17 protein-coding genes are annotated in these 17,188 nt (G+C 42.6%); 5 read left to right on the top strand and 12 right to left on the bottom strand.

The features are described 5' to 3' along the window. Positions 1-93: 93 nt before the first annotated feature. The 4 genes from KHS38_RS08250 to KHS38_RS08235 all read right to left on the bottom strand — a co-directional run bounded on the left by KHS38_RS08250 (position 94) and on the right by KHS38_RS08235 (position 4,935). Positions 94-2,898: a hypothetical protein gene (locus KHS38_RS08250; protein WP_213488017.1), complete on the bottom strand. Its 2,805-nt coding sequence runs from the start codon at positions 2,896-2,898 to the stop codon at positions 94-96. A gap of 80 nt (positions 2,899-2,978) precedes the next feature. After that, the gene (locus KHS38_RS08245; RefSeq protein WP_213488016.1) at positions 2,979-3,791 is read right to left on the bottom strand and encodes a phosphatidate cytidylyltransferase; all 813 of its coding nucleotides are present in this window, start codon (positions 3,789-3,791) and stop codon (positions 2,979-2,981) included. Next, positions 3,788-4,000, bottom strand: coding sequence for a putative signal transducing protein (locus KHS38_RS08240; protein ID WP_213488015.1), 213 nt, complete (start codon positions 3,998-4,000; stop codon positions 3,788-3,790). The genes KHS38_RS08245 and KHS38_RS08240 overlap by 4 nt, the downstream gene beginning before the upstream one ends. Next, positions 4,000-4,935 carry a CPBP family intramembrane glutamic endopeptidase gene (locus tag KHS38_RS08235; RefSeq protein WP_213488014.1) on the bottom strand — a complete coding sequence of 312 codons (936 nt, stop codon included), beginning with the start codon at positions 4,933-4,935 and terminating at the stop codon, positions 4,000-4,002. Before KHS38_RS08235 ends, KHS38_RS08240 begins: the two co-directional genes overlap by 1 nt. Before the next feature lie 45 nt (positions 4,936-4,980). On the opposite strand from KHS38_RS08235, the gene dusB reads away from it, so the two are divergent. Next, positions 4,981-5,973, top strand: coding sequence for a tRNA dihydrouridine synthase DusB (dusB, locus tag KHS38_RS08230; RefSeq protein ID WP_213488013.1), 993 nt, complete (start codon positions 4,981-4,983; stop codon positions 5,971-5,973). Positions 5,974-6,003: 30 nt separating this feature from the next. Further along, positions 6,004-6,393 (top strand): Co2+/Mg2+ efflux facilitator ApaG/CorD, encoded by a 390-nt coding sequence (gene apaG / locus KHS38_RS08225; protein WP_213488012.1) that lies wholly within the window; start codon positions 6,004-6,006, stop codon positions 6,391-6,393. 87 nt (positions 6,394-6,480) lie between these two features. On the opposite strand, the gene KHS38_RS08220 is transcribed toward apaG, so the two are convergent. Together KHS38_RS08220 and tcmP are read right to left on the bottom strand one after the other, a co-directional pair. Continuing rightward, complete coding sequence (locus KHS38_RS08220) at positions 6,481-7,242, bottom strand: DUF5131 family protein (protein WP_213488011.1); 762 nt, start codon at positions 7,240-7,242, stop codon at positions 6,481-6,483. 2 nt (positions 7,243-7,244) lie between these two features. Further along, positions 7,245-8,363, bottom strand: a complete 1,119-nt coding sequence (gene tcmP, locus KHS38_RS08215) for a three-Cys-motif partner protein TcmP (RefSeq protein ID WP_213488010.1) — start codon at positions 8,361-8,363, stop codon at positions 7,245-7,247. A gap of 151 nt (positions 8,364-8,514) precedes the next feature. Between tcmP and KHS38_RS08210 the strand changes: the two genes are divergently transcribed. Next, on the top strand, positions 8,515-8,703 hold the full coding sequence (locus KHS38_RS08210; RefSeq protein WP_213488009.1) for a hypothetical protein: 189 nt from the start codon (positions 8,515-8,517) through the stop codon (positions 8,701-8,703). Between the two features lie 58 nt (positions 8,704-8,761). Here the strand turns inward: KHS38_RS08210 and KHS38_RS08205 are convergent, their stop codons facing one another. After that, the gene (locus KHS38_RS08205; RefSeq protein ID WP_213488008.1) at positions 8,762-9,505 is read right to left on the bottom strand and encodes a zinc metallopeptidase; all 744 of its coding nucleotides are present in this window, start codon (positions 9,503-9,505) and stop codon (positions 8,762-8,764) included. 103 nt (positions 9,506-9,608) lie between these two features. Then, the gene (locus tag KHS38_RS08200; RefSeq protein WP_213488007.1) at positions 9,609-10,916 is read right to left on the bottom strand and encodes a UDP-N-acetylmuramoyl-tripeptide--D-alanyl-D-alanine ligase; all 1,308 of its coding nucleotides are present in this window, start codon (positions 10,914-10,916) and stop codon (positions 9,609-9,611) included. An 84-nt stretch (positions 10,917-11,000) separates the two neighbouring features. Here KHS38_RS08200 and KHS38_RS08195 point away from each other — a divergent pair, with 84 nt between their 5' ends. Next, positions 11,001-11,480 (top strand): hypothetical protein, encoded by a 480-nt coding sequence (locus KHS38_RS08195; RefSeq protein ID WP_213488006.1) that lies wholly within the window; start codon positions 11,001-11,003, stop codon positions 11,478-11,480. A 96-nt stretch (positions 11,481-11,576) separates the two neighbouring features. On the opposite strand, the gene KHS38_RS08190 is transcribed toward KHS38_RS08195, so the two are convergent. Next, entirely contained in the window at positions 11,577-12,416 is an 840-nt protein-coding gene (locus tag KHS38_RS08190) for an endonuclease/exonuclease/phosphatase family protein (RefSeq protein ID WP_213488005.1), read from the bottom strand. Positions 12,417-12,586: 170 nt separating this feature from the next. Between KHS38_RS08190 and KHS38_RS08185 the strand changes: the two genes are divergently transcribed. Continuing rightward, entirely contained in the window at positions 12,587-13,393 is an 807-nt protein-coding gene (locus KHS38_RS08185) for an SDR family NAD(P)-dependent oxidoreductase (protein ID WP_213488004.1), read from the top strand. Positions 13,394-13,510: 117 nt separating this feature from the next. On the opposite strand, the gene KHS38_RS08180 is transcribed toward KHS38_RS08185, so the two are convergent. From KHS38_RS08180 to recQ, 3 genes are all read right to left on the bottom strand, one after another. Beyond that, complete coding sequence (locus KHS38_RS08180) at positions 13,511-13,816, bottom strand: GIY-YIG nuclease family protein (RefSeq protein ID WP_213488003.1); 306 nt, start codon at positions 13,814-13,816, stop codon at positions 13,511-13,513. 226 nt (positions 13,817-14,042) lie between these two features. Continuing rightward, on the bottom strand, positions 14,043-14,897 hold the full coding sequence (locus tag KHS38_RS08175; RefSeq protein ID WP_213488002.1) for an N-acyl homoserine lactonase family protein: 855 nt from the start codon (positions 14,895-14,897) through the stop codon (positions 14,043-14,045). A gap of 68 nt (positions 14,898-14,965) precedes the next feature. Continuing rightward, complete coding sequence (gene recQ / locus KHS38_RS08170) at positions 14,966-17,113, bottom strand: DNA helicase RecQ (RefSeq protein WP_213488001.1); 2,148 nt, start codon at positions 17,111-17,113, stop codon at positions 14,966-14,968. Between the last annotated feature and the right edge of the window lie 75 nt (positions 17,114-17,188).

Below are 17,188 nucleotides of genomic sequence, written 5' to 3'. Positions count from 1 at the left end.
TGTAAACAACAAAAATACTAATTAAGCCAAATTAGCCAACGTAAAAATTCTATAAAAGCTGGTAGTGCAGGTTTGTATCCTGGTGTGCCTAATTTACTTAACAGAAATTGTTCCTCTTGCACTCCCTATACTTCCAGCCATATCAGCTCCTTCTATTACGTAGGTATAGGTTCCTGTATTATCGCTGGTGTAAAAGTTAATAGTAGCTTTGCCGTCCTGGTTGGTAATAATGTTGGCATCCCAGTGTATGGTAGAACGGATATCGGTCATATCAGGTATGCTGTTTACTTTGTATTTAGGTGCATAAAACGGCTTATAAATCGTAAAAGGCGTAGGTCTGAATACATAAGTGCCGACTGCTTTCTTAACAAACGGCCCATGCCCACTACGAGTCGTTACTTCGATAAAGGAGTGTTTAAAAGGGGATTCCATGGGATTTAGAAATTCAGAAGTATAACGGCTTGCGTATGAAGGTCTACTCATTACTTCTATACCTTTTATCTCTTCAGCGTCGTAATAATCAAAGTATTCATTTAGGAATTCATATCTCGATGCGCCTTCAGGTAAAAAGAAGTCGGTATTAATTCCGTCTATAACCAAGTGTAACAAATTGCCGAGAATATGGTAATAGAATTTCCCTTCCTTAGTAGCTTTAACACCAAAGCCTTTAACCCGATTTCTCATCAAATCGCCCAAGGTGGTTCTGCCTGCTTTCTCCAGTTCGGCTTCATCTATTATTAAGTCAGCCTCTCCAGCTCCATTCAAATTTTTAGAATCTTTAATGATTCGTTTACTCTTAATAACCACATCACGAAGTACATTACCTCCGGTAAGCCTTTTATAATTTTCTTGCAATAAAACCTGTTTCTTAACAGCTATTATACTGCCAGTATCAATGTTTACATACCAGGGTACCAGCCGCTCAATTGGTGACATAAAGGCTGGTGGTTTAAATTCATCCATTTCTATGCCTACGTTAAAGCTTTTCCCTTTTTTATTTTTGGCTTGGAGAAAGTAAACGGTAGTATCAGTAGGCATAATACCTTTAAAAATAAAAGCACCTTTGCTGTTGGTAACCGTGTCGGTTATCATCATAGGCTTTTTTGAAAACAATGTGATCCCCGAATTGGCAACAGGTTTATTGAAAATATTAGAAACACGACCTGATATAACAAACTCCGGCTCTGCATTATAGGCGAAGGGCTTGGCTGGTAAAAATGCATCATTCCAATTGTATTTTACCCAGCCTTGTGCCAAAAGCAAATTGTCTAGCATTTTCCATTTAGTACTATCCGTACTGCATTTATAATAAAAGCCAGGATCCTCAATTGTACCGTTCAAGTTAGAAGCAAGCAGCATGTGCGTTGTTATCGAAGTAAAGCTAATGCTATCTGTTTTTGCCTGTGCATCGTCTGTCACTGCAATAGAAAAGCTGCCTTGCAGTGGGGCTCCGTCGGCATCTGTTACCTGGATATTTAATGCCACGCTATCGCGTTGCTTATAAACGGGTTTATTAGCGCTTACGTGAATTTTAATATCATCATCATGGTCAATAAATACAATTCTTTCACTCAATGCTTTTTTACTGAGATCAGTTAATGTAAAATGTACAACACCGCTGGGAAAAAGCTTTTTGCTTACCCATATTTTTTTTCGAATGTTGGTAATGCGTAAAGCGGAGCCATAGTGTACTACACCACGCGAATGGCCTATCAGGTAATAAGCATGACCAACAGATGCGATATCCGGTGTGGAATTAAGCGTGACCTCTATGCTATCGCTGTTAAAAATATTATTAACTTTTAAGGCTATACCTGATGCTTGTACAGTAGGTAACGCATATGTTTTATAGGTGCCATCGGGTAGTTTTACTTTGGCTATATAGGTTTCATTTATTTCGGGCGTTAGATCAAAAGTGCCTATGCCCTTATGTAGTGATGTGAACGTTGTTATTTTACGATTTTTAGTGTCATAAATATCGCCCAAAATATCTGCGCCATATCCGTCCTCATTCAAAGCCTTAAAGGCAACACGGGTTGGGTTGGCGGCAAGCAAATAACCGCCCTCAGGCATAAATTGTAAGTCTACATGATCGGGCCGGTTAAGGGTGAGCGGTATGTACACTTTTCTGTCTGTTTCGCCTTTACGTAAGTCCTGTATAGTTAATGATAGGCGTTTACTGTCAGCTTTTTGTGGCAAATTAAAATCCATAGCTAACTGCCCACCCAAATCTGTTTCTGCGTCGTTTTTAAATATTGTTCTTTGGCCGTCAGTAAGCTTTAACTGCAATTTGCGCAGCCCGGCGGGCGATTGGTCAATTTGATTAACTCGTAAATTAAGTTGTATTCTGCTTTTATCGGCAATGGTAGTTGCTTGAGTCTTATACGTAATTAACCACTCTTTGCTATTAATGTGATTAATCATGAATTGCTTTTTAAAAACACATGATTCGCCAACATTCCGAATCCAGTTAGTGTAGGCGCGTAATGTGTATTCTCCTTGTGGAAACTCTTTGCTATCTAAGGTGATTTGCCCTGCTGCTACCCCTCTATAAACCGGGTGAACAGTGCGTTTCATTACCCGGTTACTGTCATTAGCAATCTCTACATACATTACGCCGCTTTTTACAGATCCAGTTAAGTTGGTTGCCTGCAATAAATAAGCTTTAAAGTATAAGGTATCATCAATAGCATAATAGGTTTTATCGGTATGCAAGTATAATTTCTCAGCCGCTTGCTCTATATTAAAGTTATTTACCGTCAAAAATATTTGATTGATGTTTGCCCTAACTGAATCTTGAGCGATAGCAGGTGCAGTTCCCTTTACTAAACAGACGATAAACAGTAGCAGGCGCATCAATGTGTTTGATGCTAATTGGTTAAGGTTATGCTTCACCATAGGTTATGCGGTGGTAGGTTAGCCACTAATATAGTACTATATACCAAAACAAAAAAGCCTCCGAAGAGGCTTTCTAAATCTTAATTAAGCACAAAATACAAATAAGCAAATACGATAGGTGCGGCCAGTAGCAGCCCGTCAAACCTGTCCAGCAAGCCGCCGTGCCCCGGCAGTATACCGCCCGAGTCTTTGACGTTGATGCTGCGCTTAAACATGGATTCGACCAGGTCGCCTGAGGTGCCCACTATGCCAATAATAACAGCAATGGATACCCAATTGCGCCAAGGCAATTCAGTGAAATAAATGCTGATGATATAACCTGCAATAGCACTGATCAAAATACCGCCAATAAATCCTTCCCATGTTTTTTTAGGGGAGTGCCGTTCAAACAGCTTGGTGCGACCAAATTGGCGCCCCGTTAGATAAGCACCGGTATCATTAGCCCAAAGCATCAGCAAAAACGCCATCGGAAAATGGCTGTTGAAACCTGCCGGACCTGCAAAGGCTAATGCATGGAAAAAGGAAAACGGAACGATGGTAAATATTAACCCTAAAAAAGTGTAGGCAATATTGGCAAAAGGCGCCGTACCTGTTTTATAAAGCTCATGAACAAATATGCCGCTCATGGCAGGTATCAAAACAATCAGCAGTTTATGGCTGATGGGGGCATCCAGGTAAAAGGTGCAGGCAAAAGCGGTGAAAAGCAGCAAGCCATTCAGTAAACCAACGGCTATATTAGGCTGCTGCCCGCTTTGCTTTAAAAGTCTGTAAAACTCCTGCAGGCAAAGCAAGCTCAACAGGCCGTAAAAAACGCTGTAAACAACTGGTCCTGCAAAAAAGGAACCCAGCATTATAGCTACAAAAAATATCCCGGTTATAGCGCGTGTTTTCATAAAGCAATCTGGTTCATTACCATCAGTTCAATGGCATCACTAAAATCCTCTTCATGAATGTAAACTTCGATATCGCCAAAAGTATGGTGCGATGATGACTGGCGGTTAAGCAATACTGCACCGATTTCGTTTTCGAGCAATACCTGCTTAATAATTTCAGCCTGGTAATAGTTGGTTGAGGTATATATCTTAACCCAGTTTCTTTCCATCAGTATTTTTTAAAATAGGGCTTATTTAAGGCCACATTGCGGTAATTCAACATCAAAAGTACGGTAATTATTACGCTTAACGCATAGGTTGAGTAGCTAAAGGTATAGTCTGCATCCGGATTAATGTTAACCTGCTTATGCTGATACAAATAAGTAATCAACACTGCGCTCCCATTGTTTAAAAAATGTGCCCAAACCGCCGGCCATATACTGCCGCTCCAGGCAGCAAAGTAACCAAAAAGTACACCCAGCATCAGCCGCGGCACAAACCCGAAAAACTCCATATGGAAAGCACTGAACAATGTTGCCGTTATCCATATGGCTACGTGCTGGTTGTTGGTCCACCGTACAAAAATGGTTTGCATACATCCCCTAAATAGAAATTCTTCGGCAATGGCTGTAAACAGGCCGATAACCAGCAATGCTGTTATCAAATCGCCTATGGTATTCATGCGCAGCATCACGGCGGTTGCCTTTTGTGCGGCATTTTCCATATTGCGCATCCAGTTTTCTATATTTTTTAATGAATCGGGCAGTTGCATTTGCTGGTTCAGCCTGATCATTTCTTCCATCACCGGCAAGGATACGTACATAATAGCCAGCACAATCACCATTAAAAACGGGTTGAACTTAAAATTGCTTTTCAGATAGGTTTGCGGCTCGCGCACAATCCACATCGAAAATATAATGGGCGTGATAAACAGTGGTATGGTGGTGCTTATAATTTGCAGTATCCATAAGCCTTGCGCAATATGCGGTGCATTAGGGTTAAAACTGATCACGTTGTTGAAAGTATCTGTACCATACAAACCTGCAATTACAGCCATGCTGATAAAATTACCCGCTATTAAAATCGAGATAGTAAGTAAGATCAATATAGCAAACTGCAATGAGGGGCTCAGTGGGGTACGTTTATGCGGAGTTCCGGGAATCATTATATCTGTTGAAAATTTCGTATTTTTGCAGCCTTAAAGATACGCATGTCTGTACAAATAGGAAATATAGATTTAGGTGAGTTTCCGTTGCTGCTGGCTCCTATGGAAGATGTTAGCGATCCGCCTTTCCGTTATGTGTGCAAGCAAAACGGCGCGGATATGATGTATACCGAGTTCATCTCGTCCGAAGGGCTGATACGCGATGCCGTCAAAAGCCGTAAAAAGCTGGATATATTTGAGTATGAACGCCCTATAGGTATTCAAATTTTTGGAAGCGATATTAATAGTATGCGCGAAGCTACCGAGATTGCTACACAAGCAGGGCCCGACCTGATGGATATCAACTACGGATGCCCGGTAAAAAACGTGGCCTGCCGCGGTGCCGGTGCCAGCTTACTGCAGGATATTGACAAAATGGTAGCCATGACCAAAGCGGTAGTGGAGGCTACGCATTTGCCGGTAACGGTTAAAACCCGTTTGGGATGGGACGATAACACCAAAAACGTTTACGAGGTAGCCGAGCGCCTGCAGGATATAGGCATTAAAGCTTTAACCATACATGGCCGTACCCGCGCCCAGATGTACAAAGGTGTGGCCGACTGGACGCTGATTCGGGAGATCAAAAAGAATCCGCGTATCCAAATCCCCATTTTCGGAAACGGCGACATCGATTCGCCCGAAAAGGCTGCCAACTGGCGGTTGGAGTATGGCGTTGATGGCATGATGATTGGCAGAGCTGCCATTGGTTATCCCTGGATTTTCAGGGAAGTGAAACACTTTTTTGCCACCGGTGAGCATCGCGAAAAGCCTACTATCAGCGAGCGTATAGAGGTGTGCCGCACGCATTTGGAAAAGTCGATTGAGTGGAAAGGCCCCAAAACCGGGATATTTGAGATGCGCAGGCACTATTCAAACTATTTTAAAGGATTAGAAAACTTTAAAGAGTTTAGAATGAAGCTGGTACAAACCGAAAACCTGGAAGAGATATTCGATATCTTATTACAGATAAATGAAAAATACGCCACGGAGATGGCTTGATTATTGAGATACTTTAGTATAACTTTAAATATGGTTACTACTACAATAACAGATGGAGTAAAGGTGTCGGTTGAAACGCAGTATCAACCAGAGTATTCAAACCCGGCAAATGATCATTTTATGTTTGCCTACAAAATTCATATTGAAAACCTGAGCGACTATACCGTGCAGCTGATGCGCCGCCACTGGCAGATATTTGATTCGAACGGTACACGCCGCGAGGTGGAAGGCGAGGGTGTGGTAGGGCAGCAACCTGTTATTGAGCCGGGCCACTCCCATGAATATATTTCGGGATGCAACCTGAAAACCGATATGGGCAGCATGAAAGGTGAATATGAAATGCTACGTTTAATTGATAACTCGACATTTAACGCGCAGATACCGGAGTTTTACTTAATTGCACCTTTTAAATTGAATTAACAATTTTATAACGGATATTGAAAAGCCCCGACTTATTATAAGCCGGGGCTTTTTAGTTTTATTGCTCTTGATAGTTCAAGGTTAGTATCATGCAGCAACAATCGGCATTTGACGATATATATGACCATCCAATTCGCAGCCTCCTTTGGCATGTTTCGGATGAGATGATTCAATTGTTGGATCTGATGGATTAATATTAAACTTTGCTTTTCCCCACTGTTTGAAAAAGAATGCTACATCTTTTTCAGCGCATTTTAACTTAATAAAGTCAACCCAGTCTTTTTTGATAGGCCTGGCTTTGTGACCGGATTCTCCACCGACAATCACCCAGTTAATATTCTCTAAATTTAAAGTTTTTAAAGGGGCAATAAGTGGTTCAATTGACAGGAATTTTATGTGGGCTGGGGTTTTTGATAAATCATCGATACGGTAGGTGTAGTTTTCGCTTTCAACAGAGACACCCATCCAAATATTTTTACTCCATTGTAAAAGAGGAGCCAGTTTTAAAAGTCGATCAGATCGTTTAGTTAAAACTTGGTAAGTGTGGCGTGGTGTATTATTCATGACTGAGAATACAGCTTGAATGAATTCAAGTGGTACTTCGTCATGAAATAAATCGCTCATAGAGTTGACAAATACAACTTTTGGCTTCTTCCATGTGAAAGGAGTGCTTAGTGCCTCTAAATGCAATCTTAACTTGAAGCCATGTTTGTATTTTTCAATACCCATAGCCTTAAGTCGTTTTGACATAACCTCTGCATAGCAGAATTTACACCCCGGACTAACTTTATTACATCCTGTAACTGGATTCCATGTAATTTCAGTCCATTCAATATCAGATTGTGCCATCTTTAAACCAACTTAATCATTGCTTTAGGATGTTCTTCCTTATAATAGTCATAGCTAATATAAAAGGCTTTTTTTCTTGCTTTCTCTCCATTAAAGAGTGTTACTATTACTTTAGAGCTATCCTGCAATGCGCTTAATACTTCATTTACATGTTTAGGTAGAAATCCCAAATGTAATGTAAAGTTATAAATTTCTTTATTATTCCTCGGCTTAATTGCTAAGTATTTTAGTATATCTTCTTCAAGCTTGTTCGTTTTAAAATCACTAAACAAGTTTCCAGATTTTTCATATTTCCATCCTTTACCCTCATTCGAGTCAATTTCCCATTTAGATTCTAACATCTTTTCAAAGCCTCTTATATGACTTGAAAAAAAGTATAAGCAGTATACCGTATTTGGATCCTTTTGAATTGTGAATGTATCAACGAAATAGGTCGATCCTAAACTTGTTTTAAAAGCTTCTTTGAACTGATCAATAAATTGATAAACGGAATTGTTTGACTTCCAAGTATCATCTGGTACCAAATCTTCCAATAATTCTTTTAATGAAATAGGTGTTCCTTTCTCATCAAACCTATACATAAATTGTATAGGCAAGAACAGAAGAATCTCAGCCTTATTCGATTCTAATAAGGCTTTTATCTCACTAGCTCTTATTTCTTTGTAACCATATGGGTCAATAAATATAAAAGCTTTTTCGTCTTTGAGATTTCTTAAGTAAGTGCTAAGCTTTGGGATTATTTGTTTATAATCTTTATTTGTGAAGTTTAATTTCCCATATGCTTCGTTATGCAGCTCTTGCTCTCTAATTATAGACTTTACCTTTTCGACTTTTTCTAATTTCTTATCATTTAAGAATACATTTATTGGAGGAATAGATTTGATACTACCTGTGTTAAGTTCATGGAGTTTGTTAATTGCATTTAATATAATTAATGGGCTTCCATGTCCTCCATTCTCATAAATTCCCTCACCGCAAAACAAATCAAAGACACTTATCTTCTTTGTGTGTTTATCATTAGAAATGATATTAAGGTATCGGTCTAAATACTTGTTCAATAATTTTACTTTCGCTTCTGAATGCTCAAGCATAATTTTTTGTGAGTCAATTCTCTTACTCATTATTATTGTAATCAGGTTTAGTAATGCAATATATTAAAGTATTGCTAAATGTTGATTATCGGACTTTAAATGTATTGCTTTAAGAAGATATGGTAGAAAAACTAATACTTTAATAACATGTTAAGCTTTTTACTAACTATAACAGCAAACTATGGCAAACATTATTGTATTAACCGAAGCACCCGACAACCGTAAATTATATTTCAATACGAAACACATACAATACTTTTACGAAGTGCCCGATTTTGATGGCAACACCACCAAGGTATTTGTGGGCGACAGTAACTTTGATGTAATTGAATCGGCCGAAACCATACGCGAAATGTTGCTGGATGAATAATAAAAAAAGCCCGCCGGTACATTCCGGGCGGGCTTTTTTATGAAATAACAATCAGACATTAATCTCTGTTACGGCTGTTGAGTATAGATACATAGTACAGCAATGTAGCTAATGAACTTAATGCAGCAACTACGTAAGTCATGGCAGCCCACCATAGGGCATCCTTAGCTTCGGCGTGTTCCTGGCGGGTTTGCATTACGCTGTGATTGTTGTCAAGCCAGGCCAGTGCGCGACGGCTGGCATCAAATTCAACAGGCAGGGTAACAAAGCTAAAGGCGGTTACCACGGCAAGTGCCAGCACACCTATAAATAAGACGGTTGCATTGCCCGAAAAAAACATCAGCATTACACCAATCATCAATGTCCATTGCGTAATGGTAGAGGCAGTAGTTACGAGCGGCACCATAGCCGATCGAAATTTAAGCCAGCTATAGGATTTAGCGTGCTGTACGGCATGTCCGCACTCGTGTGCAGCTACGGCCGCAGCGGCCACGCTTCGGCTGTAATACACATCCTGACTCAAATTTACGGTTCTGTTTTCGGGGTTGTAGTGGTCGGTAAGCTGTCCTTCTACCGATATGACCTGCACATCGTAAATGCCATTGTCGCGCAGCATGCGTTCAGCAACTTCCGCCCCCGACATGCCCGACATTAACCCGATCTCTGCGTATTCTTTAAACTTGCTTCTGAAACGCCATTGTACACCAAGGCTCACCAAAGCAATTATAATCATCAGCAACCAGGCGGAATTAAAACCGCCCGATCCTGCTATGTATCCGGTTATTAATTGTAAATGATCCATGCCTAAGCTGTCTCAAAAACCGTTCCTACAGCCTCACATTGGCCCAAGGGGCCTAAGCAAAGGCCTGCAGTACTGACATTTCGTCGTTACCGGAAAGAAATATTTACAGATATTGTACCAATCGCTCCAATGCCATACCGCGCGATCCTTTCAGTAATACCGTAGCATTTGTGATCGGATTAGCTTGTACATAAGCAATAGCCTCTTCGGCAGTGCGGTAAAAAGTAGCCGGGTGGTTTTGGCCTTGCTGATAGAACTCCTCGCCCACAAAAATATGCTGGTTGGCAGGTACGCTGAGTGCTTTCTGGATGATAGCCTGATGCTCGGCAGGGGCTTCATCGCCCATTTCAAACATATCGCCCAAAATCATCACCTTGTGTTCGGCCTGCATTTTACCTAAGTTTTCGATAGCAACGGCCATGCTGCTGGGGTTAGCATTGTAATAGTCGCAGATAAGCGTGTTGGTGGCTGTTTGTAATATTTGGGAGCGATTGTTTTTAGGTTGATAACCTGCAATGCCCTGGTTTATTTGTTCGGTGCTCAATTTTAAATAATCGCCAATGCAAATAGCGGCCAATATGTTAGGCAAATTGTACTCGCCGGTAAGCTGTGAGGCTACGTGGTATTGTTGCTCCTCGCTTTTTCGGCGCCAGGTTAAGCTTAAATAAGGTGCATTGCCGGTTAGTTGGCCGCTTATAGCGTTCATAACGGCATCGGTGCCGTAATAAGTTACGTTTTTTAATTCACGCTGATCCTGCATCTCCAGCAACGCCTGGCTATCACTATGGATAAAGGCCATGCCACCTGTGGCTTTCAAGTAATCATACAACTCACCTTTGCCTTTTTTTACTCCCTCAACACCGCCAAAACCTTCCAAGTGGGCTTTGCCTACGTTGGTAATCAGGCCATGGCTGGGTTGCGCTATGGTACAAAGCAGCTCAATTTCTTTCTGGTGGTTAGCGCCCATCTCAATAATAGCAACCTCATGCGTAGGACGTATAGAAAGGATAGTAAGAGGTACACCGATATGATTGTTCAGGTTGCCGATGGTAGCCAGCGTTTTAAACTGTTGCGATAGTACCGCATTGATCAGCTCTTTAGTGGTGGTTTTGCCATTAGTGCCTGTAAGGCCAATAACCGGTATTTGCAGCTGACGGCGGTGATGCCGGGCCAGATCCTGCAGGGCGGTTAGTACATCCTCTACCAGTATGCAGCGATCGTTGATGCGATAGGCCTCATTGTCAATTACCGCATATGCTGCGCCTGCTTCCAGTGCCTGTTGGGCAAATGTGTTAGCATCAAACTTATCGCCCTTCAAGGCAAAAAACATACTGTTTTCTGTAATCTTGCGGGTATCGGTACTGATAACCGGGTGCTGCAGATATAGCTGGTAGAGTTGTTCGGTAAGCATAAAGCAAATATATATCAGAAATTGGCTAATTTTATCAAAAGAAAGTTTCGGGATCACCACCCTTATCACTTTAATATCCATCCAATGCCGTATATCGTTCACGCAGTCCGTCATCCACTCAATGTTGCTAAGGTATTCATCATCAAAGCCGTAGGTTTGCTTGTGGCGGTAGCTTGTTTACTTAGTTACAATTCCAATTATGAAACGGAAGGGAAAGTATTTTGCGTTGCTTTGCCCTTGTTATGGTTCATCTATCAATATGTCGTACTGTTCAGGGTAGGCTTGATGCGAAGTATGGAAGCTGGTGAAGATGGGCTTATCATCAGCTATTACTTTATAAGCATACGTCATCTGATTCCTTATACCGACATGGAAGCCATCCATACCCTACGAACGAGAGTGATGCGAGATAGCATAGCTGGCAGCTACCAGCAGCAGGAGATTGAACTTACCAACGGTGCTACGGTTAAATATAATGAAAACCATTTTTCAAATTATACGGAATTAAAGGTGGCCATTTGGCAAAACCGCTTAGCAGCATTCGAAGCCTTGAGAGTTTCTTAGCAGGCAGCTATAGATTAATTATGAATCAAACAAATTGCTATACAAACAAAAGCCCCGCTTTGTAAAGCGGGGCTTTTTGTTGTGAGCCGAAATAAATTAGAAAGTTAACTTCGTCATTACCGGAAAATGGTCTGACGGGTACTTACCATGATAACTATCAGACAGAATGCCCCAACGCTCCACCTTGAATGCCGATGTGGTGAAGATATGATCGATGATGGCATCACTCTGAATGTTGCGGCCAAAATCGTTGAAGGTGCCGTTGTTGGTGTAAGGGTGAGCAGCTTGCTCGTAAGTATCTTTTAAGATACTTGAAGTAGCCACACGTTTGTACCAGCTGCTGTTGTTATCGCCGTTGAAGTCGCCGGTTAAAATTACGGGTTGGCCGCCTGCAATAATTTTAATTCTTTGCAGAATCAATTTGCTGCTTTCCTCGCGCGCTACCATGGCCTGGTGGTCATAATGTACGTTGAATACAAAGAATTTCTTCTTGCTTTTCAAATCCTGCAATTGCACCCATGAGCAGATACGGTTGCAACAGGTGGCATCCCAGCCTAATGAAGGCTTTTCGGGCGTTTGCGACAACCAGAAATCACCTTTATTAAGCAGTTTAAAGCGGTCTTTCTTGAAAAATATAGCAGAGTGTTCGCCTTTGTCCGACCCGTCATCGCGGCCAACGCCATAGCGCTGGTATTCGGGTAAAGCAGTGGTAATGTCGTTTAATTGGTGGGGAAAGCCCTCCTGCGTGCCCATAATATCAAAGTCATGGAAGCGGATGAGGCTGGCTACAATAGGGGCGCGGGCCGTCCAAAGGTTGCCTACGTCGCCGGCATTATCCATGCGGAGGTTAAAGGTAGCTACAGTTAAGTTTTGTGCGCTAACCCCAGAAATGAGCAACATCAGTAGGGCCAGCAGCGTGTAATTTTTAAATTTCATACGGTACAGTATTGAGTATATAGCGGCCAAATATAATGGACTTGATTAAAGTAAAGGTTAAAAAGCAGCTAAAAACTATATCGAAAGTTACCTGGCAATGCAGGCTACAGCGTTAGCAAATTGAAAGGATTTGCCACAGAATACAACTTTTAAACAGTAGATTTGGCACCGTGAAGCCGCTTGATTTTAACAATAAATGGATTTTGGTTACCGGTGCATCGTCCGGTTTGGGGTACGAAATGGCGAGGCAGTTAGCCCACCAGTATAAAGCAAACCTGGTGATTACCGCCCGGCGGGCCGATAAGCTAAACCAGTTGAAGGCAGAGCTGGAGCAACAGGTCGGTGTACAGGTGAAGGTGCTGGTGGCTGATATGTCGGTGCCCGATGATGTAGAGCGGCTTATCGCCTTCAGCTTGCAGGGGCAGGACTTGTATGGTGCCATACTCAATGCCGGTGTAACCTACTTTGGCCCGCACACCGAGCTTTCACAAAGCGAGTTTGAGCGTATTGTGCAAACCAATGTGATGAGTGTATCGCGTATGACCAGTGCGTTTGTTAATCATTTTGAGCAAACGGGCAAGGAGGGGGGCTTAATGGTAGTATCCAGCATGGCAGCCATGTTCCCGGTGCCCTACCAGGCGGCATATTCGGGCACTAAAGGTTTTATCCTGAACTTTATCAATGCCCTGTCGGCCGAGCTGAAGAATAAGAAATTCTCGCTCACGGTTTATGCGCCAGGCGGCATTGCCACAGAAATGACCGAAGGCGAAAAGTTTAATGACCTGAAAAGCTGGCTGATGCCTGTTGCCCAGGCTGCAAAAGAGGGTATAGGTGCCTTACAAAATCGTCATTTTATCCATATCCCCGGCGCACTCAACCGCATTGGCAGCCGGTTTATGAAACTGCTGCCCCGCAAGTTTATGATTGGCCAACTGGGTAAAACTTATCAGAAATCGTTGGATAAGTTGAAGAAGTAAAATTGCCCTTCTGATCACTACTGATGTCATTTCGAGTGATAACGAGAAATCTTATACGTTAACTCATTACTTAAAAAAGAGCATTCTTGTTGTTAAGGCGTAATCTGAATCAGACTATTAATCGGGCATTACCTCTTTATTCAAGAAGCGTAGTTCTGGATTGATAGATTGTATCAAGGCTATCTTCTTCTCTCGACGCCATTTCTTGATCTCCTTCTCTCTTGCTATTGCATGCTCAATGTTGGTATGGCGTTCATAATAAACAAGCCAATGACAGTAATACCTACCAGCAAAGGTTTCCGGCTTACCTTTGTTGGCTTCATGTTCTTGTAAGCGCCTGTGCAGATCATTCGTGATACCTACATATAGTGTAGTTTTAGACGGATTGGTTGTTATGTACAGGAAAAAATTATAATTCCACATAGCATGATTGTAAGCTGTTGTTCAGAAGGAATAGCATAAATTTGCTTGTGTTTGAAAAAGCGCTTGTATAAGATTCCTCTCTATCGTTCGGAATGACAAAATGGAGCATTTTAGGAGGTCTAAATTTCATTCCCCTCCCGCTTTATTTAACTACCACCGCCTTAATTTCCGCATAATTGTAACCTATTGCCCAATTTTATGGGGCTTACGGTCAGCGCCGAAGCCTTTACTTTATTTCAACAATATTATGACTGGCTTCAATGAACTTTTGAAATACTTTTCCATCATGTCCCGGTATAATATATCGTATATCTGAAACCATGCTTTTCATTCGCTTCATTGCATTGATATAACCGGTTGGGCTCAGCGTGCCACCACTCACCGGTGGTAGCATTTGAACTATATTGGCATAAATCCATACATTATCGGATGCCAATATTATCCGATTTGTTCCGGTATTTACTAATGTGTATTGTGATGCATAGGTGTGTTTGGAGCCTGTAAATACCCGGATACCAGGCATAATTTCTTTATTATCACCATTAATTAGCGTCAGTCTTCCGTTAAGGTTGAGTTCCAGTAGTTTTCTTACATTCCGTTCTATGAATCCGCCGGTATCCTTAGGTGTTTGCCAGGCTTGGCCAACAAAGTAGTTGTAATCTTCCTTTTGCATCCAGAAATGCGCTTTCGGAAATAAATCTATACCATCAATATGGTCCCAATGCGGGTGGCTGATAATGATATCTGTAATATCCTCCGGTTTAACATTAAGCTTTCTTAGGGCAGAGTCCGGACGTGTATATTCTGTAAGCTGAAATTCTTTGGCTTCTTTTGTGTCGTTATAGAAACCGGCATCAACTAAAATATTCCGCCCTTTATCACCTTTAATCAACCAGATAGAAAAAGTGATATCCAAGTGTTTAGCTTTAGATGCTCCGGCCGCCCAATCAGCTTCCATAAATGGATAGCCGGAACGTGCAAACCCGATAGCATAAACTTTATAATGTGATTGCTGTGCGGTGGCAAAAGTAAGGCAGCAGCATACTATAATTAAGGATAATAAGATCTGTTTGGCAGTCATGCTCGGCATTTTGAAGGTTGAAAGGTTTGTGTTATCTTTTTATTTACTTATTAAAAAGCGTGAAATCGTTAACCCTCCCGCTTCATCCAACTCACTACTGCCTTAATTTCCGCATAGCTATACCCATCGCCCAAAACTTCCTTTAAAGGAGCTAAGCGGTCGGCACCGTAGCTGTCAATAGCGTTTTGTATGGCGGGTATTTTTTGTTGGGCTACCATCTGGGTCACCTCCATTTCACCGGTTTGTATAAAGCTGCACAGGTGGCTTTCAATAGTAGTGGTTGATAGGCTGCGCAGTGCGGCGATCTCGGCAATGCTTTTACCTGCTTGGTACAGCTCAAAGCTTTCGCGCTGCGTATTACCGCTGGATGGTCTGCTGGCTTTCGGTTTGGATGAGGTAGCTTTTGCTCGCTTACTGCTCATCTGCGAGCTGAGGTTGTGCTGACGGCAGTAGCTTGCCACCGGTTGCAAAAATGCATCGCCATAGCGTTTCAGTTTCACCTCGCCAAAGCCGGATATGCGGCCCAGCTCCTGCAAGGTTTGCGGCAGGTAGGTGGCCATTTCGAGCAGGGTAGCGTCGGACAGGATGATGTAAGGGGGGACGTTCTCATTCATGGCCAGGTTAAAGCGAATAGTCTTTAATTCCTGCAGCAAGCCGGCTTCATAAACCGGGGTTTGAATTTCTTCCGCAACTTCAACTTCTTCGGCCTGGGTAAATTCTACTTTTTGCTGGCCTTTTAGTACCGCCTCGCTGCTTTCAGTTAGTTTCAGTACCGGGTAAGCATCATCTGTAACCTGCAAGTAGCCTTGCAATAGTAACTGACCGATATAGCGCTGCCAGTCGGCCTTGCTGATGTCGGCACCAATGCCATAGGTTTTCAGTTGTTTATGCTCATCGCGTATCTTTTCACTTTTGGATCCGCGCAATAAGTCGATCACATACGTAGTGCCAAAGCGCTGATTTAAACGGACTACGGCCGATAGGGCTTTTTGGGCGATAATGGTACCGTCGATCTTCTTAAACTCAGTGAGGCAAACATCACACGAGCCGCAATGATCGGGAAAAGGCTCGTTAAAGTAATGCATCAAATATTGGCGACGACAGGTTTGCAACTGGCAGTATTTTACCATATCATCCAGCTTTTTGAGCATGATGCGGCTTTGCTCTTCATTACCATCCACGCGCGCAAAACGCTGTAACTTGAATGCATCGCCAGCCGAAAAGAACAGCAGCGCTTCTGACGGCAAGCCATCGCGCCCGGCACGGCCGGTTTCCTGGTAATAGCCTTCAATGTTTTTGGGTAGATCGTAATGTACCACGTACCGCACGTTCGATTTGTTGATGCCCATACCAAAGGCAATGGTAGCCACCATAATCTTGATCTCATCGCGCAAAAACCTTTCCTGGTTACGGGCTTTGGTATCATTGTCCAACCCCGCATGATAGGCCTCCGCCTGGTAGCCCTGTGCTTTCAAATCGCTCGCCAAATCTTCGGTTGAGCTACGGGACAGGCAGTAAATAATACCCGAATCATCCTTACGCGAATCCAAAAAGCTGAGCAGCTGCTGGTAGCTGTTCTTTTTAGGTGCTACGCGGTAACTGATGTTGGGCCGGTTAAAGGAGGATACAAATTCGGCAGGGTTTGCCAGTGCCAGCTTTGCTTTAATATCCTCGCGGGTAACTTTATCGGCCGTTGCTGTTAAGGCGATAACCGGCGTTTTGGGGAACTCCGTTTTAAAGTGGGCCAGCATCAGGTACTCGGGCCTGAAATCGTGCCCCCAGTGTGATATACAGTGTGCTTCGTCAATGGCAATCAAACTTACCGGCAACGTTTTTAAAAACGCCACCAAACGGCTTTCGGAGCTAAACAACCGCTCGGGTGCCAGGTACAACAATTTGATATCGCCCGAACGTAACCGGCTGATGATATTTTGCTGTTCATCGCTGCTTTGGGTAGAGTTTAAGTAAGCCGCCGGGATACCGTTAATGTTCAGGGCATCTACCTGGTCTTTCATCAGCGCAATAAGCGGTGATATCACGATGGTTAAACCAGGCAGTAACACAGCAGGTAGCTGGTAACAAAGGGACTTGCCACCACCGGTGGGCATTAGCACCATGGCATCGCCGCCATTTAATATTTGCTGTATAATGGCTTCCTGCTGGTGCCTGAACCGGGTATAACCGTAGTATTTATGTAGTGCCTGTAAGGGTGTCATGGTATGCAAACAAAGGTATTAATATACTAAAAATAATGGCATTTTTCTAAATTAATTAGGCTGGGATAGGGTTTG

Source organism: Mucilaginibacter sp. Bleaf8 (genome assembly GCF_018390515.1).
Classification (GTDB): Bacteria; Bacteroidota; Bacteroidia; order Sphingobacteriales; family Sphingobacteriaceae; genus Mucilaginibacter.
Note: the sequence above shows the minus strand (reverse complement) of the source record. Positions and strands in the feature narration are given on the sequence as shown.

Coding starts and splice junctions, on each gene's coding strand:
- KHS38_RS08250 (WP_213488017.1), bottom strand. CDS start 2,898: ATGGTGAAGCATAACCTTAACCAATTAGCATCAAACACATTGATGCGC.
- KHS38_RS08245 (WP_213488016.1), bottom strand. CDS start 3,791: ATGAAAACACGCGCTATAACCGGGATATTTTTTGTAGCTATAATGCTG.
- KHS38_RS08240 (WP_213488015.1), bottom strand. CDS start 4,000: ATGGAAAGAAACTGGGTTAAGATATATACCTCAACCAACTATTACCAG.
- KHS38_RS08235 (WP_213488014.1), bottom strand. CDS start 4,935: ATGATTCCCGGAACTCCGCATAAACGTACCCCACTGAGCCCCTCATTG.
- dusB (WP_213488013.1), top strand. CDS start 4,981: ATGTCTGTACAAATAGGAAATATAGATTTAGGTGAGTTTCCGTTGCTG.
- apaG (WP_213488012.1), top strand. CDS start 6,004: ATGGTTACTACTACAATAACAGATGGAGTAAAGGTGTCGGTTGAAACG.
- KHS38_RS08220 (WP_213488011.1), bottom strand. CDS start 7,242: ATGGCACAATCTGATATTGAATGGACTGAAATTACATGGAATCCAGTT.
- tcmP (WP_213488010.1), bottom strand. CDS start 8,363: ATGAGTAAGAGAATTGACTCACAAAAAATTATGCTTGAGCATTCAGAA.
- KHS38_RS08210 (WP_213488009.1), top strand. CDS start 8,515: ATGGCAAACATTATTGTATTAACCGAAGCACCCGACAACCGTAAATTA.
- KHS38_RS08205 (WP_213488008.1), bottom strand. CDS start 9,505: ATGGATCATTTACAATTAATAACCGGATACATAGCAGGATCGGGCGGT.
- KHS38_RS08200 (WP_213488007.1), bottom strand. CDS start 10,916: ATGCTTACCGAACAACTCTACCAGCTATATCTGCAGCACCCGGTTATC.
- KHS38_RS08195 (WP_213488006.1), top strand. CDS start 11,001: ATGCCGTATATCGTTCACGCAGTCCGTCATCCACTCAATGTTGCTAAG.
- KHS38_RS08190 (WP_213488005.1), bottom strand. CDS start 12,416: ATGAAATTTAAAAATTACACGCTGCTGGCCCTACTGATGTTGCTCATT.
- KHS38_RS08180 (WP_213488003.1), bottom strand. CDS start 13,816: ATGTGGAATTATAATTTTTTCCTGTACATAACAACCAATCCGTCTAAA.
- KHS38_RS08175 (WP_213488002.1), bottom strand. CDS start 14,897: ATGACTGCCAAACAGATCTTATTATCCTTAATTATAGTATGCTGCTGC.
- recQ (WP_213488001.1), bottom strand. CDS start 17,113: ATGACACCCTTACAGGCACTACATAAATACTACGGTTATACCCGGTTC.